Source organism: Paenibacillus sp. DMB5 (assembly GCF_001517085.1).
Lineage (GTDB): Bacteria > Bacillota > Bacilli > Paenibacillales > Paenibacillaceae > Paenibacillus_AQ.
The window spans coordinates 76,409-102,455 of the sequence record NZ_LRAC01000109.1 but is presented as its reverse complement, the minus strand read 5'-3'; the positions used below and the strand labels follow the sequence as shown (position 1 = coordinate 102,455).

27 protein-coding genes and 3 pseudogenes are annotated in these 26,047 nt (G+C 49.6%); all 30 read left to right on the top strand.

Annotation, left to right across the window (positions count from 1 at the left end; all coding sequences use genetic code 11):
* The first annotated feature begins 23 nt into the window (after positions 1-23).
* Positions 24-1,022, top strand: coding sequence for a flagellar motor switch protein FliM (fliM, locus tag AWJ19_RS12130; protein ID WP_068724007.1), 999 nt, complete (start codon positions 24-26; stop codon positions 1,020-1,022).
* Complete coding sequence (fliY, locus tag AWJ19_RS12125; RefSeq protein WP_068724005.1) at positions 1,012-2,349, top strand: flagellar motor switch phosphatase FliY; 1,338 nt, start codon at positions 1,012-1,014, stop codon at positions 2,347-2,349. Before fliM ends, fliY begins: the two co-directional genes overlap by 11 nt.
* A 26-nt stretch (positions 2,350-2,375) precedes the next feature.
* Positions 2,376-2,741 (top strand): response regulator, encoded by a 366-nt coding sequence (locus tag AWJ19_RS12120; protein ID WP_068724003.1) that lies wholly within the window; start codon positions 2,376-2,378, stop codon positions 2,739-2,741.
* A gap of 12 nt (positions 2,742-2,753) precedes the next feature.
* On the top strand, positions 2,754-3,281 hold the full coding sequence (locus tag AWJ19_RS12115; RefSeq protein WP_068724002.1) for a flagellar biosynthetic protein FliO: 528 nt from the start codon (positions 2,754-2,756) through the stop codon (positions 3,279-3,281).
* A complete protein-coding gene (gene fliP / locus AWJ19_RS12110) occupies positions 3,278-4,045 on the top strand; it encodes a flagellar type III secretion system pore protein FliP (RefSeq protein ID WP_068724000.1) in 768 nt (255 codons plus the stop codon). Before AWJ19_RS12115 ends, fliP begins: the two co-directional genes overlap by 4 nt.
* A gap of 23 nt (positions 4,046-4,068) precedes the next feature.
* The gene (fliQ, locus tag AWJ19_RS12105) at positions 4,069-4,338 is read left to right on the top strand and encodes a flagellar biosynthesis protein FliQ (RefSeq protein WP_068723998.1); all 270 of its coding nucleotides are present in this window, start codon (positions 4,069-4,071) and stop codon (positions 4,336-4,338) included.
* Positions 4,339-4,342: 4 nt separating this feature from the next.
* Positions 4,343-5,134, top strand: a complete 792-nt coding sequence (gene fliR, locus AWJ19_RS12100) for a flagellar biosynthetic protein FliR (RefSeq protein ID WP_068723996.1) — start codon at positions 4,343-4,345, stop codon at positions 5,132-5,134.
* A 24-nt stretch (positions 5,135-5,158) separates the two neighbouring features.
* Complete coding sequence (gene flhB, locus AWJ19_RS12095; protein ID WP_068723994.1) at positions 5,159-6,253, top strand: flagellar biosynthesis protein FlhB; 1,095 nt, start codon at positions 5,159-5,161, stop codon at positions 6,251-6,253.
* Between the two features lie 19 nt (positions 6,254-6,272).
* A complete protein-coding gene (flhA, locus tag AWJ19_RS12090; RefSeq protein WP_068723992.1) occupies positions 6,273-8,306 on the top strand; it encodes a flagellar biosynthesis protein FlhA in 2,034 nt (677 codons plus the stop codon).
* Entirely contained in the window at positions 8,303-9,688 is a 1,386-nt protein-coding gene (flhF, locus tag AWJ19_RS12085; protein WP_068723991.1) for a flagellar biosynthesis protein FlhF, read from the top strand. Before flhA ends, flhF begins: the two co-directional genes overlap by 4 nt.
* Positions 9,685-10,565: pseudogene (locus tag AWJ19_RS12080) on the top strand (MinD/ParA family protein). The gene flhF and the pseudogene AWJ19_RS12080 overlap by 4 nt, the downstream one beginning before the upstream one ends.
* 35 nt (positions 10,566-10,600) lie before the next feature.
* Entirely contained in the window at positions 10,601-11,074 is a 474-nt protein-coding gene (locus AWJ19_RS37585) for a response regulator (RefSeq protein ID WP_068723989.1), read from the top strand.
* On the top strand, positions 11,071-11,979 hold the full coding sequence (locus tag AWJ19_RS34045) for a chemotaxis protein CheB (protein WP_347231106.1): 909 nt from the start codon (positions 11,071-11,073) through the stop codon (positions 11,977-11,979). Before AWJ19_RS37585 ends, AWJ19_RS34045 begins: the two co-directional genes overlap by 4 nt.
* Before the next feature lie 33 nt (positions 11,980-12,012).
* A pseudogene (locus AWJ19_RS12065) lies at positions 12,013-14,077 on the top strand (chemotaxis protein CheA).
* A 27-nt stretch (positions 14,078-14,104) separates the two neighbouring features.
* Positions 14,105-14,566 (top strand): chemotaxis protein CheW, encoded by a 462-nt coding sequence (locus AWJ19_RS12060; RefSeq protein WP_068723987.1) that lies wholly within the window; start codon positions 14,105-14,107, stop codon positions 14,564-14,566.
* A 3-nt stretch (positions 14,567-14,569) separates the two neighbouring features.
* Positions 14,570-15,195, top strand: a pseudogene (locus AWJ19_RS12055) (chemotaxis protein CheC).
* Positions 15,188-15,685 (top strand): chemotaxis protein CheD, encoded by a 498-nt coding sequence (locus AWJ19_RS12050; RefSeq protein ID WP_068723985.1) that lies wholly within the window; start codon positions 15,188-15,190, stop codon positions 15,683-15,685. Before AWJ19_RS12055 ends, AWJ19_RS12050 begins: the two are co-directional and overlap by 8 nt.
* A 2-nt stretch (positions 15,686-15,687) precedes the next feature.
* On the top strand, positions 15,688-16,098 hold the full coding sequence (locus AWJ19_RS12045; protein ID WP_068723983.1) for a hypothetical protein: 411 nt from the start codon (positions 15,688-15,690) through the stop codon (positions 16,096-16,098).
* A gap of 75 nt (positions 16,099-16,173) precedes the next feature.
* Positions 16,174-16,962: a FliA/WhiG family RNA polymerase sigma factor gene (locus tag AWJ19_RS12040; RefSeq protein ID WP_068723982.1), complete on the top strand. Its 789-nt coding sequence runs from the start codon at positions 16,174-16,176 to the stop codon at positions 16,960-16,962.
* Positions 16,963-16,992: 30 nt separating this feature from the next.
* On the top strand, positions 16,993-18,396 hold the full coding sequence (locus tag AWJ19_RS12035) for a FapA family protein (protein WP_068723980.1): 1,404 nt from the start codon (positions 16,993-16,995) through the stop codon (positions 18,394-18,396).
* A 76-nt stretch (positions 18,397-18,472) separates the two neighbouring features.
* Positions 18,473-18,784, top strand: a complete 312-nt coding sequence (locus tag AWJ19_RS12030) for a hypothetical protein (RefSeq protein ID WP_068723979.1) — start codon at positions 18,473-18,475, stop codon at positions 18,782-18,784.
* A gap of 169 nt (positions 18,785-18,953) precedes the next feature.
* A complete protein-coding gene (locus tag AWJ19_RS12025) occupies positions 18,954-19,382 on the top strand; it encodes a hypothetical protein (protein WP_082707847.1) in 429 nt (142 codons plus the stop codon).
* The gene (locus AWJ19_RS12020) at positions 19,379-19,996 is read left to right on the top strand and encodes an endolytic transglycosylase MltG (protein WP_068723977.1); all 618 of its coding nucleotides are present in this window, start codon (positions 19,379-19,381) and stop codon (positions 19,994-19,996) included. Before AWJ19_RS12025 ends, AWJ19_RS12020 begins: the two co-directional genes overlap by 4 nt.
* Before the next feature lie 199 nt (positions 19,997-20,195).
* Positions 20,196-20,897, top strand: a complete 702-nt coding sequence (rpsB, locus tag AWJ19_RS12015; RefSeq protein ID WP_039874217.1) for a 30S ribosomal protein S2 — start codon at positions 20,196-20,198, stop codon at positions 20,895-20,897.
* Between the two features lie 130 nt (positions 20,898-21,027).
* Positions 21,028-21,678, top strand: coding sequence for a translation elongation factor Ts (gene tsf, locus AWJ19_RS12010; protein WP_068723975.1), 651 nt, complete (start codon positions 21,028-21,030; stop codon positions 21,676-21,678).
* Between the two features lie 104 nt (positions 21,679-21,782).
* Positions 21,783-22,511: a UMP kinase gene (pyrH, locus tag AWJ19_RS12005; protein WP_068723973.1), complete on the top strand. Its 729-nt coding sequence runs from the start codon at positions 21,783-21,785 to the stop codon at positions 22,509-22,511.
* Positions 22,511-23,065, top strand: a complete 555-nt coding sequence (gene frr, locus AWJ19_RS12000; protein WP_039874210.1) for a ribosome recycling factor — start codon at positions 22,511-22,513, stop codon at positions 23,063-23,065. The genes pyrH and frr overlap by 1 nt, the downstream gene beginning before the upstream one ends.
* Positions 23,066-23,144: 79 nt before the next feature.
* A complete protein-coding gene (locus tag AWJ19_RS11995) occupies positions 23,145-23,918 on the top strand; it encodes an isoprenyl transferase (protein ID WP_068723971.1) in 774 nt (257 codons plus the stop codon).
* A 23-nt stretch (positions 23,919-23,941) separates the two neighbouring features.
* Positions 23,942-24,742 (top strand): phosphatidate cytidylyltransferase, encoded by an 801-nt coding sequence (locus AWJ19_RS11990; RefSeq protein WP_068723970.1) that lies wholly within the window; start codon positions 23,942-23,944, stop codon positions 24,740-24,742.
* A 24-nt stretch (positions 24,743-24,766) separates the two neighbouring features.
* Positions 24,767-25,906 (top strand): 1-deoxy-D-xylulose-5-phosphate reductoisomerase, encoded by a 1,140-nt coding sequence (locus AWJ19_RS11985; protein ID WP_068723968.1) that lies wholly within the window; start codon positions 24,767-24,769, stop codon positions 25,904-25,906.
* Positions 25,907-26,047 lie beyond the last annotated feature (141 nt).

Below are 26,047 nucleotides of genomic sequence, written 5' to 3'. Positions count from 1 at the left end.
TCCTTGATGGGGGGGTGAATAAATTGGTTGATGTACTATCACAAAATGAAATTGATGCTCTGCTTGCCGCACTTTCTTCCGGTGAAATGGATGCCGATGAGCTGAAAAAAGAAGAAACCCAGAAAAGAATCCGCTCCTACGATTTCAAACGGGCTGTACGCTTTTCAAAGGATCATATCCGAAGTCTGACGCGCATTCATGATAACTTTGCCCGCTATCTTACAACGTACTTCTCGGCCCAATTACGCACCTTCGTACAGATCAATGTCGTTCAAGTAGAGCAGCTCCCTTATGATGAGTTTATCCGCTCCATTCCCAAAATGACGATTTTGAATATTTTTGAGGCAGAACCGCTTGAAGGACGCATGGTCATGGAGGTACATCCGAATATAGCTTTTGCGATGCTGGACAGGATGCTCGGAGGATTTGGTACTGCCCCTACTAAGATCACTGCATTGACCGAAATCGAAACAACCATTATGGAAAGGATCTTCAGCAGATGCTTTGAGAGTCTGCAGGAGGCCTGGAAAACCGTGCTTGATATTAGTCCGCGGATGGAAGGACTGGAGACGAATCCGCAGTTTATGCAGATTGTGTCGCCGAACGAAACGATCGCCCTGATCTCCTTGAGCACCAAAATCGGCGATACTACAGGAATGATAAATCTTTGTATCCCTCACGTCGTTCTGGAGCCGATCATGTCAAGGCTCTCTGTCCATCAATGGTTTGTCTCGGAGAAGAAGGTCCGTGATGAAGTGGAGTTAGAAGCCATAAGATCCAGAGTTAACCAGGCGCAGCTGCCTATTGTGGCAGAGCTAGGTGAATCGAGGTTATCCATTGCTGAATTTCTCGGGCTTAGTGTCGGCGACGTTATCTCTCTTAATAAGACAGTGGACGCCGGCTTGTCCATTAAAGTAGGGGATAGGCTGAAATTCATCGGAAGTCCAGGGATGATAAAAGATCGTGTGGCTGTACAAATAGACGAGATTGTCAGTGAAGGAGTTGAGGAGTTTGACGAGTAAAGATTATTTATCCCAGGAAGAAATCGATGCTCTTCTCAGACAATCTGCGGAAGGCTCTATGGCACCCCAGACCAAAACGGTAGATGATTTTCTAACACCGTTTGAGCAGGATGCGCTGGGCGAAATCGGAAATATAACATTCGGCAGTGCAGCGACTGCACTTTCCACCTTGCTTGGTAAAAAGGTTGACATTACTACCCCGAAGGTATCCATTATTACACGAAGTGAGTTTGAAGAAGCATTTCCAAAACCCCATGTAGCTGTACACGTTCAATATGTGGACGGCTTCCAGGGAATCAATTCTCTGGTCATCAAGATCAGGGATGCCCAGGTCATCGCCGACCTTATGCTCGGCGGTGAAGGCGAGCCCAAGGACGAAGAGCTGAATGAAATCCATATCAGCGCCGTACAGGAAGCGATGAACCAGATGATGGGCTCCTCTGCGACATCCATGTCTACGATCTTCAACAGGTTTGTTAACATTTCTCCTCCGGGGATCGATATCCTCAATATGTCGAGCGGTGAAGGCGTCGGCAGTCTGCCGGATGATGAAACGCTGATTCAAATCTCGTTCCGCCTGAAAATCGGGGATTTGATCGATTCGACGATTATGCAGCTTCTGCCGGTACAATTTGCCAAGGATATGGTGACTATGCTGCTGGGTGATGTGAGCCAGCCTGAACAGGAAACGGCTGCAGCACGCACAGAGGCGCCGCCAGCCCCTGCAGCATCTGCTCCACCGGCTAATGAGCCTGCACCGTCAGCGCCGCCAATGCAGCAAATTCCGCCTCAGCAGGGAGGAGTTCCTCCTCAGTATCCGCCGCAGGGGATGCCGCCTATGCCCCCGTATCCGGGAATGGAAGGTGGCTATTATTATCCTCCAGCTGGAATGCCGGCTTACGGAATGCCAGGAATGCCGCCTTACGGTATGCCACAATACGGAATGCCGCCGCAGGGTATGCAGTATGAACAGGCTCCGCCGCAGACACCGCCGCCTAACCGCAATGTGAATGTACAGCCGGTACAGTTTGCTAACCTGAGCTCAGGAGCATTTGGCAATGTCGATGAAAATAATTTAAATTTATTGATGGACATACCACTGAAAGTAACCGTAGAATTAGGAAGGACCCAAAAGCAGATCAAAGATATTTTAGAAATGTCACAAGGCTCGATTATCGAGCTGGACAAGCTGGCTGGTGAGCCGGTTGACATTCTGGTTAACAACAAGCTTATCGCCAAAGGGGAAGTCGTGGTCATCGACGAAAACTTTGGAGTTCGCGTTACGGATATCGTCAGCCAGTGGGACCGCATTCAAAAACTACAATAAACATACTTAGGGAGGATTTTTTTAAAATGGCTAACCGAATTCTAATCGTGGACGATGCAGCATTTATGAGAATGATGATCCGTGACATTTTGTCGAAAAACGGATTTGAGGTAGTGGGGGAAGCCCAGGACGGTGCACAGGCGATCGAAAAGTTTAAGGAGCTGCGCCCGGATCTGATTACAATGGATATCACCATGCCTGAAATGGACGGTATTGCCGCCCTGAAAGAAATCAAAAAAGTAGACGCCAGCGCCAAGGTCATCATGTGCTCAGCCATGGGTCAGCAGGCTATGGTTATTGATGCTATTCAGGCGGGTGCCAAAGATTTCATCGTGAAGCCGTTTCAGGCAGACCGTGTTATCGAAGCTATCAACAAGACGCTGGGCGTATAGGAAACATAAGGCATGTTAGCCAATTCCGGAACGCTCGGAGACAGCAATCCCCTGCTGAGTTTACTGAAAGTAATATTTGTTCTTGTTATTATTGTGGTTCTTATAGTGCTGCTGATCCGCTTTCTCGGTCGCCGCAATCAGACTTTAATGAGCGGACAGTCCATCCGGACGCTTGGAGCGGTCGGTATGGGTCCCAACAAGTCGGTGCAGATTCTGGAAATCGGTGGCAGCCTCTACCTGATCGGGATTGGTGAGAATATATCCATTTTGGACAAAATCACTGATCCCGCTGAGGTAGCGCTTATCATCTCCAGATTTGAGGATCAGGCGGCAGGGCAGAGTAATTTGCTGGAGCCGCTTTTATCCAAGATCAAAACCAAGGTGCGCGGAGAGGTGCCTTCCCAGGAAATCGAACTTAATGAAACATCCTCTTTTTATGAGACCTTGCAATCCAAGCTTGCGCAGTCGCCTGAGCGTAAAGAGAAAATGGAAGAGCTTCTCCGGGATGACAGTCTTAAGGATGAGTCGAGGAATTTATGAACAAAAAGCTGATTCTTTCATTTCTTTTGCTCGGTATGTTCAGTATGTTGCTTATGCATCCGATTCACGCAGATCCTATTCCGAATATTAATATTCAGGTCGGAGACAGTGACGGCACAGCCGGCGGGGGAACCAGCTCCATCTCAATTCTGCTGCTTGTGACAGTTTTGAGTGTGGCCCCGGCTTTTTTAGTCCTTATGACCAGCTTTACGCGGATCGTTATCGTGCTGGGCTTTGTCAGAACCTCCCTCGGCACGCAGCAAATGCCTCCTAACCAGGTGCTGGTGGGACTTGCCTTGTTTCTGACGCTATTTATTATGTCACCCACGCTTTCACAGGTGAATGAACAGGCACTGCAGCCGTACATGAAGGGGACGCTTACCCAGACCGAGGCGCTCGCCAAAGCAGCCGACCCGATGAAGGAATTTATGTTCAAGCAGACCAACACCAAAGACTTGCTGCTGTTTATGAATTATACCGGCGGCAATGCTACGGTCAAGCCTGCCACCTACAGCGATATTCCGCTTACGGTAATGGTGCCTGCTTTTGCCATTGGTGAGATGAAAAAGGCCTTTATGATGGGTTTTATGATATTTATCCCTTTTCTGGTTATTGACGTTGTTGTTTCCAGTACACTGATGGCCATGGGTATGATGATGCTGCCTCCGGTTATGATTTCATTACCATTCAAAATAATGCTTTTTGTACTGGTGGATGGCTGGTACCTGGTCGTACAATCACTGCTGCTTAGTTTCAACACCTGACAATTGAGAGGAGGCAAACGGGGATGAATGCGGAGTTTATCATCGGTATAGCCGGTCAGGCTGTATATTTGATACTTGAAACAAGTGCCCCCATGCTGATCCTTGGTCTGGTGGTGGGGCTGATCGTCAGTATCTTTCAGGCGACAACGCAAATTCAGGAGCAGACCTTAGCCTTTGTCCCGAAAATTGTTGCCGTGCTGCTCGCTTTGCTGCTGTTTGGACCTTGGATTATTACCAAACTAGTAGATTTTACCGGACAAATTTTGGGCAATCTCTATATGTATATCGGTTAAGCTCATGAACATAGAGACTCTGCTGCAAAGTTTTCCTGTCTTTCTGCTGATTTTTTGTCGAATTACCTCCTTTTTTGTTGTTGTTCCGGTCTTTTCCTCGCGCAGTATACCGTTACAATTCAAAATCGGATTGTCTTTTTTTGTGTCCATGATCATATTTAGCTCAGGCGGGACGGGAATAACTGTTCCCCAGGACCTGACCTACATCATTCTTATTATCAGAGAAGTGTTAATAGGGCTGCTGCTCGGATTTATCGGTTATCTAATGTTTATGACGATTCAAACAGCCGGTTCATTTATTGATATCCAAATCGGCTTTGCCATCGCTAACGTAATAGATCCGCTCACTGGCACGTCTGCTCCGATTTTTGGTAACTTCAAATATATGATTGCGCTGACCATGTTTGTGATCATGAATGGTCATCATCATTTGCTTAATGCCATTGTCTACAGCTATGACTGGGTGCCTATTGACAATATCATATTTTCTAAAATGCTGGACGGGAGCCTTTCTGATTTCCTGGTTCGCAGTTTCGCACAATCTTTTATGTTAGCTTTTCAAATGTCAGCTCCGTTGGTAACAGCTTTGTTTCTTACTGATGTAGGATTGGCATTCCTGGCAAGGACAGCCCCGCAATATAATGTGTTTGTAATTGGAGTTCCGCTCAAAATCATTATAGGCCTTGCATTATTTCTTATCCTTATGCCGGGCCTTGCTTATTTGTTTCAGAATCTTTACGACATCATGTTTGAGTCTATGCAGAATTTGCTCGTCCTCTTGAGGAAGAGTCCTTAGGTAACTGTGAGGAGAGAATGTGATATGCATGAAGTAAGAAGATATAAACTGGATCTCCAGCTCTTTGGAGGAGACAAGACCGAGAAGCCTACAGGGAAAAAACGTTCAGATGCCCGCAAACAAGGTCAGGTTCCCAAAAGTGCTGAGCTGTCCGGTGCTATAGTCCTGCTTTCTGCATTGATAAGTATGATTTCGTTTGGAAGCTATATGAAGGAACGTTTAATAACACTTTATACAGATGTTTTAAAGAACCGTATGCTGATGGAAGTCACTTCGGACAATGTTATCAAAATGTTTAATGAGTACGGGATACAGATTCTGATTTTATTGGCTCCGCTTCTGATTATTATCCTTGTAGCTGCTTTAGTCGTTAATTATGCTGAAGTAGGTTTCCTTTATACTACAACCGGAATCACTCCTAAATTCAGCAAATTAAATCCGATTAGCGGATTTAAGAATATTTTCTCGATGAGATCATTTGTGGAATTTCTCAAATCTGTGTTTAAATTGCTGATTGTTGCATACCTGGTATACAGCGCTCTTTGGGGTGAGAGGGACAGTATTGCTTCACTTACTCATGTTGATGCAGAAGGAGCCTACCGTTATGCGGCAAAGATGACGATGAATCTGGGGCTCAAAATCGGATCTGTTCTATTGGTTCTGGCTATTTTCGATTATATCTATCAGAGATTCCAGCATGAGAAGAGTCTAAAGATGTCTAAGCAGGAAATTAAGGATGAATACAAAAATCAGGAGGGTGATCCCCAGATTAAGGGGAAGATCAAAGCGGCCCAACGTAAAATGGCTATGATGCGCATGATGCAGGAGGTTCCCAATGCAGATGTAATTATTACGAACCCTACTCATTTTGCAGTAGCATTAAAATATGACGGTTCCACTATGGAGGCTCCGCAGATTGTTGCCAAAGGCCAGGATTATGTTGCGCTCCGGATCAGGGAGCTAGCTAAGGAACATGGTGTTACAACGATGGAGAACAAGCCGCTCGCACGGGCTTTATTCCAAAGGGCAGAAATCGGGGATGTAGTCCCCCAAGATCTGTTCCAGGCGGTTGCCGAAGTGCTGGCCTATGTATACAAGTTAAAAGGTAAAAGGAAATAACCGGGGGAGGTAACGGACATTGAAAGCTAGAGATATATCAGTTTTGATGGGCATTATAGGCATTGTGCTTATGATGATTCTGCCTATCCCGGTCTGGCTTTTGGATATACTGCTCATTATTAATATTTCATTGGCTCTCATGATTATTCTGGTTGCTATGAACAATAAGGAAGCGTTGCAATTTTCCATCTTCCCTTCTTTATTGTTGATAACAACGCTATTTCGTCTGGCACTGAATATTTCTACAACCAAGCTGATTCTCAAAGATGGCCATGCAGGTGAAGTTGTTGCAACCTTCGGCAGCTGGATCGCCGGCGGACAAATCGCCATCGGATTTATCGTGTTTCTTATTTTGGTTGTAGTACAATTTATAGTTATTACTAAAGGTTCCGAACGCGTTGCCGAGGTAGGCGCCCGCTTTACCCTGGATGCAATGCCCGGAAAACAGATGAGTATTGATGCCGATTTGAATGCCGGGATGATTAACGAGCAGCAGGCAAAGGAACGCCGCCTCAAAATAGAGCGCGAAGCAGACTTTTTCGGATCGATGGATGGTGCGAGTAAATTTGTTAAAGGCGATGCAATTGCCAGTATTATCATCCTGTTAATTAACTTAATCGGCGGCTTTATTATCGGAATGGTTGTTCATGGCATGGATTTTTCCGAAGCCTTGTCAACATATTCGGTATTGACCATCGGCGATGGTCTTGTAAGCCAGATTCCCGCTTTGCTGATTTCTACTGCTTCCGGTCTGATAGTTACAAGAGCCGCATCGGACGGAAATTTGGCCGAAGACCTCACAGGTCAGCTAATGTCGTATCCAAATCTTCTCTACATCGTGGCAGTAACGATCGCTTTCCTTGGTTTCTTTACCCCTATTACTGTAATGTCCACATTGCCACTCGCAGGACTTCTGGCTTATGCGGCCTATAGTATGGGACAGAGGGCTAATAAAAAGCAGATCGCTGATGAACAGCTGGTTGAAGAGAAACAGATTGAAGAAGTACGCAGTCCGGAAAGTGTGATCAATCTGCTGTCAGTTGACCCTATAGAATTTGAGTTTGGCTATGGGCTGATTCCGCTGGCTGATACTTCACAGGGCGGGGATCTGCTTGACCGGATTATTATGATCAGGCGTCAGTGTGCCCTGGAAATGGGGCTTATTGTTCCTGTTGTACGGATCCGCGACAATATTCAACTAAAACCGAATGAATATGTCATAAAAATTAAAGGAAATACCGTCGGCGGCGGTGAATTATTACTTAATCACTATCTTGCCATGAGTCCCGGGTATGATGATGAGTCAATTAACGGTATAGAAACTGTCGAACCTTCATTTGGTCTTCCGGCATTGTGGATTGACGAAACGGTTAAGGATCGGGCTGAGCTGTCCGGATATACCGTCGTAGATCCGCCTTCAGTTGTAGCTACACATCTGACAGAGCTGATTAAACGCCACGGGCATGAATTGCTTGGACGTCAGGAAACGAAGCAGCTGGTGGACAACCTGCGTGAGAACTATCCTGTGCTGGTTGATGAACTTATGCCTTCGGTACTTGCTATCGGTGACATTCAGAAGGTGCTGGGCAAGCTGCTCCGCGAAAAAATCTCTATCCGTGATCTGGTCACGATATTCGAGACGCTGGCTGACTACGGTACTTATACCAAAGATCCGGATATACTCACGGAATATGTGCGCCAGTCGCTTTCAAGACAGATTACCCAGCAGTTCTCCCAGACGGGAGAAACCCTGCGGGTCATTACAGTCGGACCCAATCTGGAAAAGAAAATTACAGAAAGCGTCCAGCAGACCGAGCAGGGCAGTTATCTGGCTCTTGATCCGGTGTCCACACAAACGGTCTATCAAAGACTTACTGAACAGATTAACCGTCTTCTTCAATCCGGCCAGCAGCCGATTGTGCTGACATCCCCGACCATCCGGATGTATCTGCGCCAGGTGATCGAGCGGACGATGCAGGACATTCCAGTATTATCATACAGTGAACTGGAGCCTAATATTGAAATTCAAAGCGTTGGGGTGGTGAACTTATGAGGGTAAAGCGTTATGTGGTCGACACGATGCCTGACGCGATGCATTCCATCCGCAGCGAACTGGGAAGCGATGCTGTAATCCTCAGTACCAAAGAGATTAAAATCGGCGGTTTTTTGGGAATGTTTCAGAAAAAGAAAATAGAGGTGGTAGCCGCGGTTGAAGAGGCACGCAAGCCAGCTGCCGCCGCAAGCAGCGCTCCGCCAGCGCCTCCAAGCATTCCGCGAAGCGCTGTGCCCCAGGCTTACCAGAAGGCAGCCAGTGCCTCACAGGCGCCTGTCAAGGAAAGGCCTGCTGCCAATTCTTACGCCGAAGTTGCGGCGGCACTGTCCGAGGCCCAGGAGGCAAGAGGGGCGGTGGCCGTGATGCCGCCGGTTGAAGAGGAGCAGAACGAGATTAAGCCTGACGAGACTATGCCTTCTGTACAATCCAAGGAATCCAAAGGTTCACTGTCGACATTGTACGAAAGTCTTGACGCAGGGCTTGATCCGGCTGTTTCCTCAGCCCTGGAAAGCGATGTACTACGCGAGATCAGGGACATGAAACAATGGATGGAACGGATTGCCCGTTATTCATCAAGCGGTGTCGAGCTGCCTCAGATGCTGGAAGAGCTTAAGCGTCAGCTGATCGACCAGGATACCGATGCGGTGCTCATAGAGGAGTGGATCGGCAATATTTATGACCGCTGGAATGAAGATGGGCGGACCTGGACGGCTGACCAGTTTGGGAAGAAGCTGCGCGAGCAGATAAATGAGTTCCTGGCTGGAAGAATTGCCGGCGGGATTGCTCCGGATACCAGAATCGTCTATATTGCCGGACCGACCGGTGTAGGCAAAACTACCTCAATTGCCAAGCTGGCAGCCGAGCAGCTGTTCAAGCATGGCCGTAAAGTAGGACTTATTACCTCCGATACCTACCGGATATCTGCAGTGGAGCAGCTGCGTACATACGCTGCCATTCTGAATATTCCGCTGGAGGTAGTACAGTCGCCGGGAGATCTGCAAAGAGCCATGTTCCGTCTGGAAAGCTGTGACCTGGTACTAATGGATACGGCTGGACGCAATTACCGTAATGAAATGTTTGTAGCGGAGCTCCAGAGCCTGCTTGCCAAGGAATTAAAGAGTGAGACCTTCCTGGTGCTCAGTATGACTTCCAAAAGCCGGGATATGAAATTGATTGCCGAGCATTTCGGCCGCTACCAGCTGGATAAGGTCATTTTCACCAAGCTGGATGAGACAGGAAGCTACGGTCCGCTGTTTAATGTATTAAATGACTTTCCGCTTAAATTGTCATACCTGGCCAACGGTCAAAATGTTCCGGATGATCTGCTGATGGCTTCCAAAGAACAGCTCAGTGAAATGCTGCTGGGAACAGGGGGCTCCTGATGGATCAGGCACAATCTTTGCGGCAGCTGGTATCCAGCCGGGATTCCAAGCCCGAGCCCGGAGACGTCCTTCGGCCCGGATTATTACCGTATGCAGCGGGAAAGGTGGGGTGGGGAAATCCAATTTCACGCTGAATTTCGCTTTGGCGCTTAAAGCGATGGGCAGACGGGTGCTTTTGTTCGATGCGGATATCGGGATGGCCAACATCGATGTGCTCATGGGAGTTACGGCTAAATATAATCTGTACCACCTGCTAAAAAGAGAAGTAGATATTGCTCAGATTATCCAGAACGGGCCCGGTGATCTGCCGTTTATTGCAGGCGGCTCAGGCATGGATGAGCTGTTCTCCCTTTCCGAGTCTGACCTTAATTATTTTACATCACAGATCGCCCGGATTGCCGACACCATGGACTTCATCCTGTTTGATACTGGCGCCGGGCTTTCCAAGGAAACGCTGAAATTTATAACCTCCGCCGATGATTGTCTGGTGGTTACAACACCGGAGCCAACCGCAATTACGGATGCTTATGCACTGATGAAAGTTGTACACAATTCTCATCCTGACGTATCCTTCAAGCTGATTGTGAACCAGGCAGGGGATGAAAAGGAAGCCAGAGGCACCGGCGACAAAATACGTATGGCGGCAAGCCGCTTTCTGCAGCTGGATATCCCTTTTCTCGGTTTTATCAGCAGTGATGTGCATGTGGTTCAGGCAGTCAAGAAACAAGTTCCATTCTCAGTGGCTTTTCCGAACAGTGCAGCAGCCAAAGACGTGCAACGGCTTGCCCTCAATTACCTGTCCGCCGAACCGGTGGAAGCAGTCAAGGTACAGGGCATCAGGGGATTTATCAACAAGTGGTTGAAGCGAAAACAGTAATTGTTCAGAATTAGATGAACAGAGGTGGAAGTGCTATGAGGCCTTATAAAGTTTTGGTTGTGGATGATTCCGCATTTATGCGTAAGATCATATCCGATTTAATCGAAAATGATCCTGACTTCAAGGTCACTGCTACAGCAGCGAATGGCCGTGAAGCGGTAGACAAGGTGAACGAGCTCCAGCCTGATCTGGTAACGATGGATGTGGAAATGCCGGAGATGAACGGCCTTGAAGCTCTGAAGGTCATTATGGCCAATCATCCGCTGCCGGTCATTATGCTGTCAGGGATTAACGAAGAGGGAATGCGGGAAACGATCATGGCACTCGAATCAGGGGCCTTCGATTTTATCCGCAAACCGTCGATTACGAATTCCCAGGATATTATAGCGGTTGGCTTATCGCTAATAGAGCAGATGAAGGGAGCTATGCTGGCCCGTGAGCAGCGTGAGGCGAGAAATGCTTCCCTGAACGCACCTGACATAATCTTGCCGGATCCGCCCGGCCGGTGAATACCGGCAAGCCGGCTGTGCCGGAGCTTCCGGTACGCAAGCCCGGGCTTCCAAAGAGAACGGCGGAAGTGCCCGTTAAGCCTGCAGTGGACAAGCCTAAGCAGCCTGTCCAGGATGCCGGCACGAAGCTGCCGGATACAAGTAAATCCGGGATAAGCACCACGCGGAATCTGCCCAAGACTCCGGCAGCTCCTCTTAAACCTGCTGCATCCGAGCGGCCGAAGAACCGCAAGCAGCCTGATACGGTACAGCCCTTGCCAGAACTGCCTTCCGTTCCGCGCTCTGAGCCGCCAGCTTCGGGGGGGGAACGCAAACCTGGAACGAAGGGATTGCGCAAGCTGGTTGCGGTCGGCTGCTCCACAGGCGGACCGCGGGCGCTCAAAACGTTTCTTGAGAATATCCCGGCAGATTTCCCTGCGCCGATAGTGATTGTGCAGCACATGCCGCCCAATTTCACTAAATCACTGGCCCAGCGTCTGAATACGTTCAGTCCGCTGGAAGTGGCGGAAGCCGAACATGGTATGATTCTGCGCCAGGGAGCAGCATACATTGCTCCGGGAGGCTATCATCTCAAGGTTGTCCCTGCAGCCGGCGGGCAATATGCGATTGAGCTTACAACGGAGGAAGCCCGTAACGGACACCGGCCTTCGGTGGATACCTTGTACGAATCCCTCCTACCGCTTACGGACCTTGAGCGGCATGCGGTCATAATGACCGGGATGGGCAGCGATGGTGCGAGAATGATGAAGGCTCTGCACGACTCAGGTGTAACCTCGACGTTTGCCGAGAATGAAGAAACCTGCGTCGTCTATGGAATGCCGCGTTCTGCGGTGGAATTGCAATGTGTGAAATACGTGCTGCCGCTGCAGGAAATTGCACCGCGGCTGGTACAGGCAGTTAAATAAGGAAAAGCGAACTCGAAGGGGAGGTGCTCGTTAGTGGACATGAATCAATATTTATCCATGTTTATTGATGAGTCAAATGATCATCTGCAGTCATTGAATGAGAGCATGATGGGGCTGGAAGCAAATCCTGAAGATATTAGTATTGTACAGGTGATTTTCCGCTCTGCGCACACCCTAAAGGGTATGGCGGCCACAATGGGATTTGAGGATTTGGCTTCCCTTACCCACCAGATGGAAAATGTGCTTGACCTGGTGCGCAACAATAAACTGCGGATGCAGGATTTTATTTTTGACACTTTGTTCAAAAGCCTGGACGCCCTTGAATCCATGGTGCAGGATATTACGGCAGGCGGGGAAGGCAAGGCCGATGTCACAGCGATTGTCTCTGCCTTGCAGGCTATTGTCCGCGGTGAAATTCCGGCAGCTGGCGGAGCTGCTTCCGCTCCGGCGGCGGCCCAAAGCTCGGCCGAGCTCCAGATCACACTTGATGAATTCCAGTATTCGGTTCTGGATCAGTCGCTGCAGGAAGGGCATCAGTACTGTATATTGACGTGGCAATCCGCAAGGACTGTCAGCTCAAAGCAGTACGGGCATATATGGTTTTTGATCTCCTGGAGCGTTCAGGAGAAGTGGTCAAATCCTTCCCTTCGGTTCAGGATATAGAGCAGGAGAAGTTCGATCACAGCTTCTCTCTCTATTACATAACCCAAAAGGGTGCCGACGAGATGAAGTCGATGATTATGAATGTATCTGAAATCGACACGGTAACAGCGGTAGCCCTTGATCAGGAATCGCTTGCCCAGATGGCTCTGGAGGCTGCGGCAACCGCCGAAGCCCCTGCTCCTGTGCAAGAAGCTCAGGCTGCGCCTGCCGCTTCCATTCCGGCAGCACCTGCTGGCAGGGAAGAGAACGCAGCCAAAGCAGCACCTGCCCGTACAGGCGGGGCACCTTCCCGGACGATCCGCGTCGATATAGAGCGCCTGGATGTGCTGATGAACCTGTTCAGCGAGTTGCTGATTGACCGGGTGCGCCTTGAACAGCTTGCTTCAGAGGTGCAGAACAGCGATCTTACCGAAACGGTTGAGCACATGGGCCGGGTCAGCGGCGATCTGCAGAACATTGTCATGAAGCTGCGAATGGTTCCGGTAGATACTGTATTTAACCGTTTCCCGCGGATGGTACGGGATCTGGCGAAATCGCTGGATAAAAAAATCGATCTGATTATTACCGGCGCTGAAACCGAGCTTGACCGCACAGTAATCGATGAAATCGGCGATCCGCTGGTGCATCTGCTGCGCAATGCGGTGGACCATGGTGTTGAATCGGTCCAGGACCGGACTGCTTCAGGCAAGCCGGAGACAGGGACAGTTAATCTGCGGGCGTCCACAGCGGAAATCATGTCTTTATTGAAATCGAGGATGACGGTGCGGGCATCAAGCCGCAGAAAATCCTGCAGTCAGCTATCAAGAAAGGCATTATCACACAGGAGCAGGCTGCCGGCTATTCTGACGATGAGGCGATTCAGCTGCTGTTTGCACCAGGCTTCAGTACAGCAGAGGTTATCTCCGATGTTTCGGGTCGCGGAGTTGGACTGGATGTTGTAAAATCGAAAATCACTTCTTTAGGCGGCAACGTGGTTGTCTATTCGACGCCAGGCAAAGGAACGAACTTCTCGGTACAGCTTCCGCTGACCCTGTCCATCATTGCAGCGATGCTTGTGAAGATCGGATCAGAGAAATATGCTATTCCGCTTTCGTCGATAGTCGAGACAGGGATTGTGAAAAAGACCCAGATCCGCACGATTCACGGAACCCGGATGATTGAGTTCCGCAACAGCCATATTCCGCTGCTCTCGCTAAGCAAGTTCTATGCCATACCGGATTTTGATGAAAGCACGGAAGAGGAGACAGAAATTGTGGTTGTCCGCAAGGGCGAACGCCTAGCTGCTCTGGCTGTTCAGGACTTTATCGGACAAAATGAGATTGTTATCAAGAATCTCGGCAAATATTTGCCGGAGGTTCAAGGCATCTCGGGCGCGACCATACTCGGTGACGGACAAGTTGCCCTTATTATTGATCCGAACGCATTTATAAAATAATCAGGATAGAACAGGGAGGTTCATTCCATGGCTGAAGATATTAAAGTAATTGTGTTTAAGCTAGGATCTGAAGAATACGGCATTGAAGTGGATAAGGTCCAGACGATCGAGCGTATGATGCCGATTACCCGGGTGCCCAAAACGTATGCCTTCATTAAAGGGGTAATCAATCTGCGCGGTGTGGTTATTCCGGTGATTGACCTGCGCGGCCGTTTTGGAATTCAGGAGGCGGAGCACACGGATCAGACCCGTGTAATCATCGTCAATGTTAATGAGATGGAAGTCGGATTTATCGTAGATTCCGCTAATGATGTCATTGATTTAAATCGTGAATCTATCGACACTCCTCCTGAGGTTGTGGGCGGGATTAAGGCGAAATATCTGGACGGGGTGGCCAAAATCGGAGAAGACCGTCTCCTGATTATGCTTAACTTGTCTGAGGTGCTGAATAAGAATGAAATTGTGCAACTGGAAAGCCTAGAGGGATAGTCGATGGAGCTGTTTAAGAACTTCAAGGATTTCAAGATGGATGTACTAAAAGAAGTCGGTAATATTGGAGCCGGCAACGCAGCCACCGCGTTATCCCAGCTCCTGAATAAGCCGATTGATATGGCAGTACCCAAGGTTCAGCTATTGAACTTTGAGGAAATCACCGATAAGGTGGGCGGAGCCGAAGAACTCGTCTATGCGGTGTTCCTGCGTGTTGAAGGGGAAGCGCCGGGCAATCTCTTTTTCATTCTAGCTCCGGATGCGGCGATCAGCCTCCTCAACCGGATTGCAGGAATTGAGATTCTTCCGGATCAGGAGCTCGGGGAGATGGAATTCTCCGCGCTGAGCGAGATCGGCAATATACTCGCAGGTTCTTATCTCTCTTCGCTTGCAGATTTCACTTCACTGTCGATGTATCCGACTGTCCCTGCGCTGGCTATGGATATGGCGGGGGCCATTCTCGGTTACGGGCTGCTGCAGTTCGGCCAGATGGGGGATGATGCGCTGCTCATTGATACAACCTTCCTGGAAGGGCAAAATGAAATCGAAGGCCAATTTTTCCTTATCCCGGATCCCGAATCATTCCCGAAATTTTCAAAGCCTTAGGAGTACCGTTTGATAATGATTGAGGAACAAAGCATTATTAAAGTAGGAATGGCAGATCTTAATGTAGGCAGCCAGGACAGTCTGATCCGCACGACGGGTCTTGGCTCCTGTGTGGGTCTTACGTTGTTCGATCCCGGCAAAAAACTGGCGGGGATGGCGCACGTAATGCTTCCTTCGTCAGAGATTGCCCGGGAGGGGCAGCTTAACATAGCCAAGTTTGCAGATACTGCCGTTCCTGAGCTGCTGTCCCGCCTGCTGGCACTGGGGGCGGTCCGCAGCCGGATCGTAGCCAAGATGGCCGGCGGCTCACAGATGTTTGCTTTTGCCGGGGGGAATGACACCATGAGGATCGGGCCTCGTAACGTGGAATCCTGCAAGCTGGCCCTGGAGGCGCTCCAAATTCCTCTTATCGCTGAGGATACGGGCGGGAATTTCGGCCGTACGATTGAAATTGCCTGCAGCACCGGGGTGCTTCATATCCGGAGTGTCCAAAAAGGCACCAAGGAAATATAGCGATGGGAAAAATTATAATTAGCCTTTTGTCTGGACTGATTGGTTTTGTATTTACCTTTCTAACAAATTACGGGCACAATTTGCTTGGGACGAGTCTGATTCGCGGGATTTACGGATTTATTCTGTGGTTTGTGCTTGCTTTCTTCCTGAGATGGGTATTGGGTTTTATTGTTAAACAATCTGCATCGGGTGATAACAGCGGCGAGCAGGCCGGCGGTAATGAAGCACTGGGTGCCAAGTTCGATCTGAGCACACCTGATGAAGATGAGGAATTAATAAATCTGCTGAAACAGAAGCCGCCAGAGGAGAGCGGAAGCAGTGAAGGTTTTACCCCGCTGCAGCCGCCCAAACTGGTCTCCATGAAGGATCCTGAAGAATTGGCCAAGGCCGTTCGTCACCTGAAAGAAGAATAAGCGAGCGCCTGCGGCGAAACGGTTTTCATGCCCGCAGGGTGTCCGCTGACTAAACTTTGGGAAGGGTGAAAGCCATTGAACGAGCAAAAAGCTTCTCAATCAGTAACAGACGGGCTGTGGGAGCAGTGGAAAGAGCACGGTGATCCTGAAGCCAAAAAAAAGCTGATTGAGAATTACCTCCATATTGTAGATTATGTCTCCAGCCGTCTGGCTGTCGGACTGCCCAAAAATGTATCCAAAGATGATTTGGCCAGCAATGGTGTAATGGGGCTTATAGATGCTATTGAGAAGTTCGATTACAAACGCGGTTTGCAGTTCCAGACGTATGCATCCTGGCGCGTCCGTGGAGCCATTCTTGACTCGCTGCGCCAAAGTGACTGGGTTCCAAGATCCGTTCGTGAAAAAGCAAAAAAAATCGAGGATGCTTATCAGCAGCTGGAGCAGAAATACTTAAGATCAGTCAGTGATGAGGAAATGAGCCAGCATCTGAACATTTCGGAGACGGAGTTTCAAAATATGCTGCAGGATGTGGCTGTCATGTCACTCTGCTCTCTGGAAGACCCGATCCGCGAAGAAGAGTCGGAAACACGGATGTCCATACTGGTGGACGATAAAGCCAAAAATCCGGACCGTAAAGTAAATGAATTCTATTTGCGCGATACACTCACCAAAGGCATCGAAAAACTAACGGTGAAAGAACGGACCGTTGTGTCCCTTTTATATTATGAAGATCTTTCTTTGAGCGAAATTGCCGAGGTAATGTCATTATCGCCTTCACGGATTTCGCAGCTTCATTCAAAAGCTATTTTGCGTCTGCGAGGGACACTTGAGAAAAACCGCGACCTGCTCATGCAAAATGATTAACCGGACGACGGTGACAAGGGGGAGCAATAATTGATAGGTCATTATGCTTTGAATCAATACGTAAGTATTTCGTTTTCGGAGGATAAAGGGGTCGCCTACTTGGAGTTTTCTAAGAAAGACGAGAATTTCTCCTGCTCCGCCGAAGATCTCGAAGGCTTCCTTCACAGTCATGAGATTCGTTACGGTATTCAGCACGACATTGTCAGACGGATCAGCAGCAACCCGGAAGAATATTTTTTCAGCAGAGTGCCAATCGCTATCGGGGAAGAGCCGGTTCACGGCATTGACGGGCTGGTTGTTATGGCTATTGATCTTGACGAAGACCGCAAGCCGCTGGAAATGGAAGACGGCAAGGTGGATTACAAGGATCTGGTGCGGCTGAACAATGTTTTGAAGGGCCAGCTTATTTGTAAATCGATACCCCCTGTACCCGGCCAGAAGGGCCGAACTGTTACTGGAGAAGAGATTCCCTTTAGACCCGGCAAGGAAGCCCGGTTCAAAGTCGGTAAAAATGTGCTGCTTGACCAGAGTGAAACGGCATTGTATGCGGCAATAGATGGCCTGGTTACACTTACCGATAAGGGAAAGATCAATGTATTTCCGGTATATGAGGTTAACGGCGATGTGGATTACAGCACCGGCAATATTGATTTTGTAGGTACAGTGGTTATCCGCGGCAATGTGCTGACAGGATTCACTGTGAAATCCGCAGGTGATATCCGGGTTGTGGGCGGAGTTGAGGGTGCGGAGCTGACTGCAGGCGGATCCATAGAAATAACAGGCGGTATTATCGGGTACAACAAGGGTCTTGTCAGCGCCGGCAAAAATGTCAAAGTATCTTTTATTCAGGACGGGAACGTGGTTGCCGCTGAAGATGTCATTGTATCCCAGAGTATTATGCATTCCAATATCCGTGCAGGCCGGGATGTTTTATGCAATGGCACCAAGGGTCTGATTGTTGGCGGAATTGTACAGGCCGGGGAAAAGGTAGTAGCCCGGACTATTGGGAATACGATGTCAACCGCTACAGCGGTTGAGGTTGGAGTCGTTCCAGAGCTGCGTAACGAGATCAATGAACTCCGCCAGGAACTGCGGCAGCTGCTGGATAATGAAGACAAGACGGATAAGGCACTCTACCTGCTGAATCAGCTGGCTAACAACGGGCAGCTTTCTTCGGACAAGGTGGCGCTCCGCGTGAAGCTGAATGCTACCAAGCAGGCTCATATGCGTGATGAGAGACGGATCAAAGAGCGTGTGCTGGAAATTGAAAAAATGCTCGAGGATACAACCAAAGCCAAGGTAGTGGTTGTAAAAACCGTTTATGGCGGTTCCAAAATCGTAATCGGCAGATATACGAGATTTGTGAAGGATCCGACGGAGCGGGTTGTTTTTTACTATAGTGATGGCGATATTACCTTGGCGCCGTATAACTAAACAGGCGGGCAGCTGAGGCAGCCGGCCATTGCTTTATGCTGTAAAAGAACATTTTGTTTGTGAAAAGGGGATTGCCATGAGCCTGAAACCGGTGGAATTGCAAATTGCCCTACCCCGGACAACGGATGCAGGGAAAGTGCAGAATGAGCTGCTTCACCGCCCTGTGCTCGATCAACAGATGCTGGCCGGACAGAATGTGAAACATGCAGCAGAGCAGGCGCAGCGTACGAGCGGCGTTGATGAATCTTCAGAAACGAAGCTGAGGGGGGACGGGGAACGGGAAAATGATCAGGGCAATCGGTCATCGGGTCAGGGCCAGAAGAACAAGGATACCCCGCATGATGCAGAGCATCCGTATAAAGGGCGCAGAATTGATCTCAGTCTCTGAGCTGTTCAAAGATAATCGCAAAGGAGAACAAGCATTTGCAACCATGGGTATACATTGTGCTGGTAGGCGCTGTAGCTATTGTCTATGGCATGATCCTGCCGGCGCGCCGGAAAGAAGAAGGGGCCGAGAAGCAAAGCCTTAAAGATACCGAGGCGCCCTTGGGCTCTATATGGCAGACTTGGAACGCGAAAACGAAGAAATGCTGCAGCTTGTCAGCAGCATCAAGCAACAGTCCCAGAGCACCAAAGCAGCATTGCAGGAAGAGATAGCCTTACTCCGTGAGCAGGTTGCCGGGCTGGAGAAGACCACAATGCTGCTGGATGCACGTCTGACGGCAGAGGAAAAGGGCCTGCTCCAGCTGACAGCCTTCACTAAAGACAATGCAGCCAGGCAGCCGGCAGACGATGCCTCCGGAGGTGCTGAGTCCGCTCCAGCACCGAAGCCGAAGCCGGTCAGCTCAATTAAGCTGCGCTATCCGCGGCTGTTTGAGCTGCATGAGCAGGGCAAATCCATCGACTCCATCGCCAAAACGGCCGGCCTGCAGCGTGGAGAAGTCCAGCTTATTCTTCAGCTGGCCAAGCAGGAGGAATCGGTATGATCAAGAACCGTTCGTTCATGCTCGGTCTCGGAACCGGTCTGATCGCAGGCGCGCTGCTCCTGCAGCTGATGCTCTCGGGAGGCGCTGCGCCGCTGACCCGGGAAGAGCTTGTCAGGCAGGCTGCACTACTTAACCTGACCGTTACGGATCCGGCTGCCGAGCCGCAGGCCACTGTTGAGCCGGATGTGGCTGAGCCTGCGCCTGAGGAGCAGACTGGCGGCACAGAGACGCCAGGCGCTGCTACACCAGCGCCTGCATCTGCTCCCGCAGCAACCCCGGCCGCTGCGGTCCAGCCCAGTGCGGCTGCCGAGCCCAGCACGCCGGCCGCACCGTCCCAGCCGGTCCCAAGCAGTGGGACGGCTGAAGTACCAGCGGCTCCGGCCAGCCCGCAGGCTGCCGCAGCAGGCATTATTGCCGTGCGGATTCCTGCCGGCAGCACGCTCACACAAACCGCACAGCTGCTCGCTAACGCCGGAGTTATTACTGATCAGGCCGGATTTCTGGAGACAGCTATCAGCCGGAAAATTAATACTAAGATTCAATCGGGCAGCTACAATTTCATTAAAGGTGAGAGTGTAAACTCCATAATTGAAAAGCTGATAACCGTGAAATAACGCAGAATGTGCCAGTAAATCACAAAACTTTCTGCTAATCGTTGCATCCCGTATTTTAATATGTTATAGTAATTGACGGTGTTAAAACACACGCCGGTTGATTTCGACAAGGGGTGCTTTCTTCTGAAGAAAGTCTTGTAGGAAAATGACACACGGCGGAGGAGACACACAATAAACCAAATCTAGGAGGTGTGTGAAGATGGCAGTAATCTCCATGAAACAGCTTCTCGAAGCTGGGGTACACTTCGGTCACCAGACTCGTCGCTGGAACCCTAAGATGGATCGTTATATCTTCACTGAAAGAAACGGAATTTACATTATTGACCTGCAAAAAACGGTTAAAAAAGTAGAGGAAGCTTACAACTTTGTTAAAAGTGTAGCTGCCGACAACGGCACAATCCTCTTCGTGGGAACCAAGAAACAAGCTCAGGATTCCGTTAAGGAAGAAGCTGAGCGTTCTGGAATGTTCTTCATCAACCAGCGTTGGCTGGGTGGTACCCTGACTAACTTCCAGACAATCCAGAAGCGTATTGACCGCCTGAAGAAGCTGGAAGCTTGGGAAGAAGACGGTACCTTCCAAGTTCTGCCTAAGAAAGAAGTTATCCTTCTCCGCAAAGAGAAAGATCGTCTTGAAAAATTCCTGGGCGGTATCAAGAACATGAAGGGCCTGCCAAGCGCGCTGTTCATCATCGATCCTCGTAAAGAGCGTATCGCTGTTGCAGAAGCACGCAAGCTGGGTATCCCTATCGTAGCTATCGTTGATACAAACTGCGATCCGGACGAAATCGACTATGTAATTCCAGGTAACGATGACGCTATCCGCGCCGTTAAATTGTTGACTGGTAAAATGGCAGACGCTGTTGTAGAAGCTCACCAGGGCGAAGACACAACAACTGCTTAATAGTTAGCCGGGACATAAACAAGAACTTAAATGAAAAGGGTGGTTGGCAGGTGGATAACCTCTCACTGCCCTTTTTTTAGGATAAAGGCCTTGAATGGAATAAAACGACAATTACCTGGAGGGAATAACAATGGCAGTAGATGCAAAATCCGTAAAAGAACTTCGTGAAAGAACAGGCGCAGGTATGCTTGATTGCAAAAAGGCGCTTGAAGAAGCAAACGGCGACATCACCAAAGCCGCTGAACTGCTCCGCGAAAAAGGTCTTTCCGCAGCAGCTAACAAAGCTGGACGTATCGCTACTGAAGGTACTGTAGAATCCTACATCCACGCTGGCGGACGTATCGGCGTACTGGTAGAAATCAACTGTGAAACTGACTTCGTCGGCAAAACAGATTCCTTCAAAGAATTCGCTCGCGACATTGCAATGCAGATTGCTGCAGCTAGCCCGCAGTACGTACGCCGTGAAGAAGTTCCGGCTGAAGCTGTTGAGAAGGAAAAAGAAATCCTGAAAGCTCAGGCGCTGAACGAAGGCAAACCAGAGAAAATCGTTGAAAAAATGGTTGAAGGCCGCATCAGCAAGTTCTACGAAGAATACTGCCTGCTTGAGCAGCCATTCGTTAAAGACCCGGACAAAACAATCGCTCAGCTGCTGAACGAAAAAATCAGCACAATTGGCGAAAACATCTCCATCCGCCGCTTCGTTCGTTACGAGCTGGGTGAAGGTCTTGAGAAAAAAGTCGACAACTTTGTTGACGAAGTAATGGCACAAGTTAAACAATAATAAGCTGCAATACAGCATCCTTGAATTGAATAAAGGCAAGCATCAAAAGAACGGAACACGTACACCTAGTGTTCCGTCTTTTGTAAGAAAGTGAGGGTATACAATTGGGACAGCCGGTATTTAAGAGAGTCGTTCTTAAGGTTAGCGGAGAGTCATTGGCAGGACAAAACGGATATGGCATTGATGCAGTGATGATTAATTCCATTGCTGAGCAGATTAAGGAAGTGGTTGAACTTGGTGTTCAAGTAGCCATTGTCTGCGGAGGCGGCAACATCTGGCGCGGCATCGCCGGCAGTGCAAGCGGCATCGACCGTGCAACAGCCGATTACATGGGAATGCTCGCTACAGTTATGAACTCGCTTGCCCTGCAGGATGCATTGGAGCAGATCGACGTTCCGACACGGGTGCAGACATCTATTTCCATGCAGCAGATTGCCGAGCCGTACATCCGCCGCCGGGCCATCCGCCATCTGGAAAAGGGCCGTGTGGTTATTTTTGCAGCCGGAACGGGTAACCCATTCTTCTCGACCGATACAACCGCGGCGCTTAGAGCAGCCGAGATTGAAGCAGAAGTTATTCTGATGGCGAAGAACAAAGTAGACGGTGTCTACTCTGCGGATCCGTTCAAAGATCCGACAGCCGAGAAATTTGAGCAGCTTACCTATATGGATGTGCTGAACAAAAACCTTGGCGTTATGGATTCCACCGCTTCCTCTCTGTGCATGGATAATAATATACCGCTCATTGTGTTTGCTATTACAGAGCAAGGCAATATCAAACGTGTCGTTCTTGGTGAAAGAATCGGAACGATTGTTAAAGGGAGTGTAGATTAATGCCACAGACGGTTAAGAAAAATGCCGAAGAACGTATGGAAAAAGCGATTGCTTCCCTGAAGCGTGACCTGGCAACCCTGCGTGCCGGACGCGCATCTACAGCGCTTTTGGACCGGATCCAGGTTGAATATTACGGTGCACCTACACCGGTAAATCAGCTGGCCAACATCAGCACCCCGGATTCCCGGACTTTGCTGATCCAGCCATGGGACAGATCATCGGTAGCGGATATTGAACGGGCGATTATGAAGTCGGATCTGGGCCTTACGCCTGCCAATGACGGTACAATCATCCGTCTCAGCATTCCGCCGCTTACCGAAGAACGCCGTACTGAGCTGGTGAAGTTCACCAAGAAGTTTGGCGAAGAAGCAAAGGTAGCGATCCGCAACATCCGCCGCGATGCCAACGATGACATCAAAAAGATGGAGAAAAACGGCATTTCGGAAGATGAATCACGCGGGCACCAGGAAGATATTCAGAAATCAACGGATAAGTTCATAGCTGAAGTCGATAAGGTGCTCTTGTCCAAAGAAAAAGAGATTATGGAAGTATAATGATAATCAAGAGACCTCAAGGCCCCTCCGCATATGGTGGGGTTTGTCTCTTTCTGATAAGAGCTTGGAGGAAACGGAAATGATCAAACGGATTCAAGCATGGCTTAGCCGTAATGACCGGCAGGAAGAACAGCCCGCTGAGATCTCACCTGACAATATTCCCCGGCATATAGCGATTATTATGGATGGCAACGGACGCTGGGCGAAAAGGCGCGGTCTGCCGCGCATTGTCGGTCATCAAAACGGGATGAAGGCCGTAAAACGTGCTACCATCGCTGCTAATGATCTGGGAGTAGAGTTCCTGACGATGTACGCTTTTTCTACAGAGAACTGGAAGCGGCCCAAGGATGAGGTCGATTTTCTGATGAAGCTGCCTGTAGAATTCCTTGCCCTTGAACTGGATGAACTGATTGAAAAAAACGTACAGGTACGTGTGATGGGGGACAGTGAAGCCCTGCCTTCCCATACCCGCAAAGCGATGGAAGAGGCTGTTGAGCGGACAAAGCACAATACCGGACTTGTCTTGAATTTCGCGCTGAATTACGGCGGACGCAAAGAGCTGGAAGACTGTATGCGGGACCTCGGTGAGGAGATCAAGGCCGGCCGGCTGTCTCCCGAGGAGATCACCTCCGAGCTGATTGACAGCAGACTGCTGTCGGGCGGCTTACCTGATCCGGATCTGCTGATCCGAACAAGCGGAGAGATGCGGCTGAGCAATTTTATGCTCTGGCAAGTCGCGTACAGTGAGTTTTGGTTTACGGATGCCTACTGGCCTGAATTTGACAAGACGCATTTGACGCAGGCTGTAGCTGAATATCAGCGCCGTACACGACGTTATGGCGGATTGAAGTAGCCTGTGATGGGAGATGGGAACCTTTGAAGCAACGACTCATTACCGGAATTGTGGCCGGAGCGCTTTTTCTGGGGCTTTGTGCTATCGGGGGCTGGTCCTATCAGCTCCTGCTGACTGCCATGGCACTCGTCGGATTATATGAATTTGTCAAAATGACAGGGCTCTCTCCGTTAAGCGGCACTGCCCTGCTTGGCTACGCTTCGCTTGTCTGCTTCATGATCCCCTGGGGATTGCTGAATGCTTCCGCCTGGCTGACATGGGAACAGGGAGTATGGCTGTTACTGCTGGTTTTCCTGCTGGTTACGGTATTCAGCAAAAATAAACATGACATTCGGTTCACCGCACTTTTGTTTACCGGAATTGTATACATAGGGATGGGCTTTTCCTATATGGGCATCACCCGGGCTGCCGGCGACGGCCATGGCTTGTTCTGGACGCTGCTGCTGCTGTGCTGCATTTGGGGCAGTGACGCCGGGGCATACTTTGTCGGCAGAAGCTTCGGCAAAAACAAGCTCTGGCCGGCCATCAGCCCCAACAAAACGGTTGAAGGTGCGCTCGGCGGTGTAGCTATTTCCGTAATCATTTCGGCATTATTCGCATTATTTGCTCCTGATCTGCTGACTATCGGACGGGCCCTGCTGATCGGTCTGTCTGCTGCTGTTCTCGGTCAGCTTGGAGATCTGGTACAGTCTGCCTATAAACGGGTGTACGGTATTAAGGATTCAGGCTCGCTGCTGCCTGGTCATGGAGGGATTCTTGACCGCTGCGACAGCTGGATTATCGTATTTCCTTTCGTACATATCGTAATGCTTATGCCTTACTAACAAACGACGGGAGAAGATCCAACAGTGAAAAGAATAAGTATACTCGGCTCTACCGGTTCAATCGGCACACAGACACTGGATGTGGTTGCCATGCATCCCGATCAGTTTATTGTGGATGGCTTGGCTGCAGGCAGCAATACGGGTCTTCTGCTTGAGCAGGTCCGCCGCTTTAATCCGCGCCGTGTATCGGTCTCTTCGAAGCAGCATGCGGAGGAGATCCGCTCCAGCCTGCCTGCCGGTATTGAACTTTTTTACGGCAATGAGGGTCTGGTGGAGATTGCTGCAGGCGGGGAGGCAGAGACGGTTGTAACTGCTCTAGTCGGCAGTGTAGGCCTTCAGTCTACCCTTGCAGCTATTGAAGCGGGCCGCCATATCGGACTGGCTAACAAAGAAACGCTCGTCACAGCCGGCCATCTGGTGACAGAACTCGCTGACCGCAAGGGAGTGAAGATCCTGCCGGTCGACAGTGAGCACTCTGCTATTTTTCAGTGCCTGAACGGGGAAAACCGTGCGGATATTGCCAGTATTACTGTCACGGCTTCCGGTGGTTCATTCCGGGATTACACGCGTGATCAGCTCGTAAATGTTACTGTAGAAGATGCACTTCGTCATCCGAATTGGAGCATGGGAGCTAAAATTACCATTGACTCGGCTACGATGGTCAACAAGGGCCTTGAGGTTATTGAAGCACACTGGCTATTCAACCTGCCTTATGAAAAAATTAATGTACTGCTGCATCCGGAGAGCATCATTCACTCCTATGTGGAGTTTTGTGACAGCAGCATTATTGCACAGCTGGGCAGCCCGGATATGCGCGTCCCGATCCAGTATGCCCTGACTTATCCAAACCGCTGGCCTTCACCGGCCTCCAGGCTGTCGCTGGCTGAAATCGGCCGCCTGACCTTCCGGGAGATGGATTATGTCCGGTACCCGCTGCTGAAGCTGGCGATCGAATGCGGTAAAGCAGGAGGAACTGCGACGACTGCCTATAACGCAGCCAATGAGGTTGCAGTTGCCCGCTTCCTGCGCCGTGAAATTTCATTTTTACGCATAGAGGAAATTATTGAAGAAGTACTTCAGCGGCATGAAAATGCCGGTAATCCGAATCTGCAGCAGATTGAGCAATGTGATGCTGTAACCCGGGAAATTGCCGCTAAGCTATAACCGTGTTGAAACGGTTTAAAGTCTGATGCGGGCGGGGAATTTACGTTACCCTGTAAAAATAGGCTGAGACTGTTGATTCTCTTGTGCCGGGCCTTGGAATAATGATAAATTAAGAGGACATACTTCGGTCTTACACCTAAA

Bases quoted from the DNA above. Each gene is read 5' to 3' on its own strand.
- AWJ19_RS12045 (WP_068723983.1), top strand. From the start codon at position 15,688: ATGGGAAAAATTATAATTAGCCTTTTGTCTGGACTGATTGGTTTTGTA.
- AWJ19_RS12060 (WP_068723987.1), top strand. From the start codon at position 14,105: ATGGCTGAAGATATTAAAGTAATTGTGTTTAAGCTAGGATCTGAAGAA.
- fliQ (WP_068723998.1), top strand. From the start codon at position 4,069: ATGAATGCGGAGTTTATCATCGGTATAGCCGGTCAGGCTGTATATTTG.
- AWJ19_RS37585 (WP_068723989.1), top strand. From the start codon at position 10,601: ATGAGGCCTTATAAAGTTTTGGTTGTGGATGATTCCGCATTTATGCGT.
- flhF (WP_068723991.1), top strand. From the start codon at position 8,303: ATGAGGGTAAAGCGTTATGTGGTCGACACGATGCCTGACGCGATGCAT.
- AWJ19_RS11995 (WP_068723971.1), top strand. From the start codon at position 23,145: ATGATCAAACGGATTCAAGCATGGCTTAGCCGTAATGACCGGCAGGAA.
- AWJ19_RS12025 (WP_082707847.1), top strand. From the start codon at position 18,954: ATGGCAGACTTGGAACGCGAAAACGAAGAAATGCTGCAGCTTGTCAGC.
- AWJ19_RS12050 (WP_068723985.1), top strand. From the start codon at position 15,188: ATGATTGAGGAACAAAGCATTATTAAAGTAGGAATGGCAGATCTTAAT.
- AWJ19_RS12020 (WP_068723977.1), top strand. From the start codon at position 19,379: ATGATCAAGAACCGTTCGTTCATGCTCGGTCTCGGAACCGGTCTGATC.
- AWJ19_RS12030 (WP_068723979.1), top strand. From the start codon at position 18,473: ATGAGCCTGAAACCGGTGGAATTGCAAATTGCCCTACCCCGGACAACG.
- fliP (WP_068724000.1), top strand. From the start codon at position 3,278: ATGAACAAAAAGCTGATTCTTTCATTTCTTTTGCTCGGTATGTTCAGT.
- rpsB (WP_039874217.1), top strand. From the start codon at position 20,196: ATGGCAGTAATCTCCATGAAACAGCTTCTCGAAGCTGGGGTACACTTC.
- AWJ19_RS12115 (WP_068724002.1), top strand. From the start codon at position 2,754: ATGTTAGCCAATTCCGGAACGCTCGGAGACAGCAATCCCCTGCTGAGT.
- AWJ19_RS12120 (WP_068724003.1), top strand. From the start codon at position 2,376: ATGGCTAACCGAATTCTAATCGTGGACGATGCAGCATTTATGAGAATG.
- fliR (WP_068723996.1), top strand. From the start codon at position 4,343: ATGAACATAGAGACTCTGCTGCAAAGTTTTCCTGTCTTTCTGCTGATT.
- tsf (WP_068723975.1), top strand. From the start codon at position 21,028: ATGGCAGTAGATGCAAAATCCGTAAAAGAACTTCGTGAAAGAACAGGC.
- flhB (WP_068723994.1), top strand. From the start codon at position 5,159: ATGCATGAAGTAAGAAGATATAAACTGGATCTCCAGCTCTTTGGAGGA.
- frr (WP_039874210.1), top strand. From the start codon at position 22,511: ATGCCACAGACGGTTAAGAAAAATGCCGAAGAACGTATGGAAAAAGCG.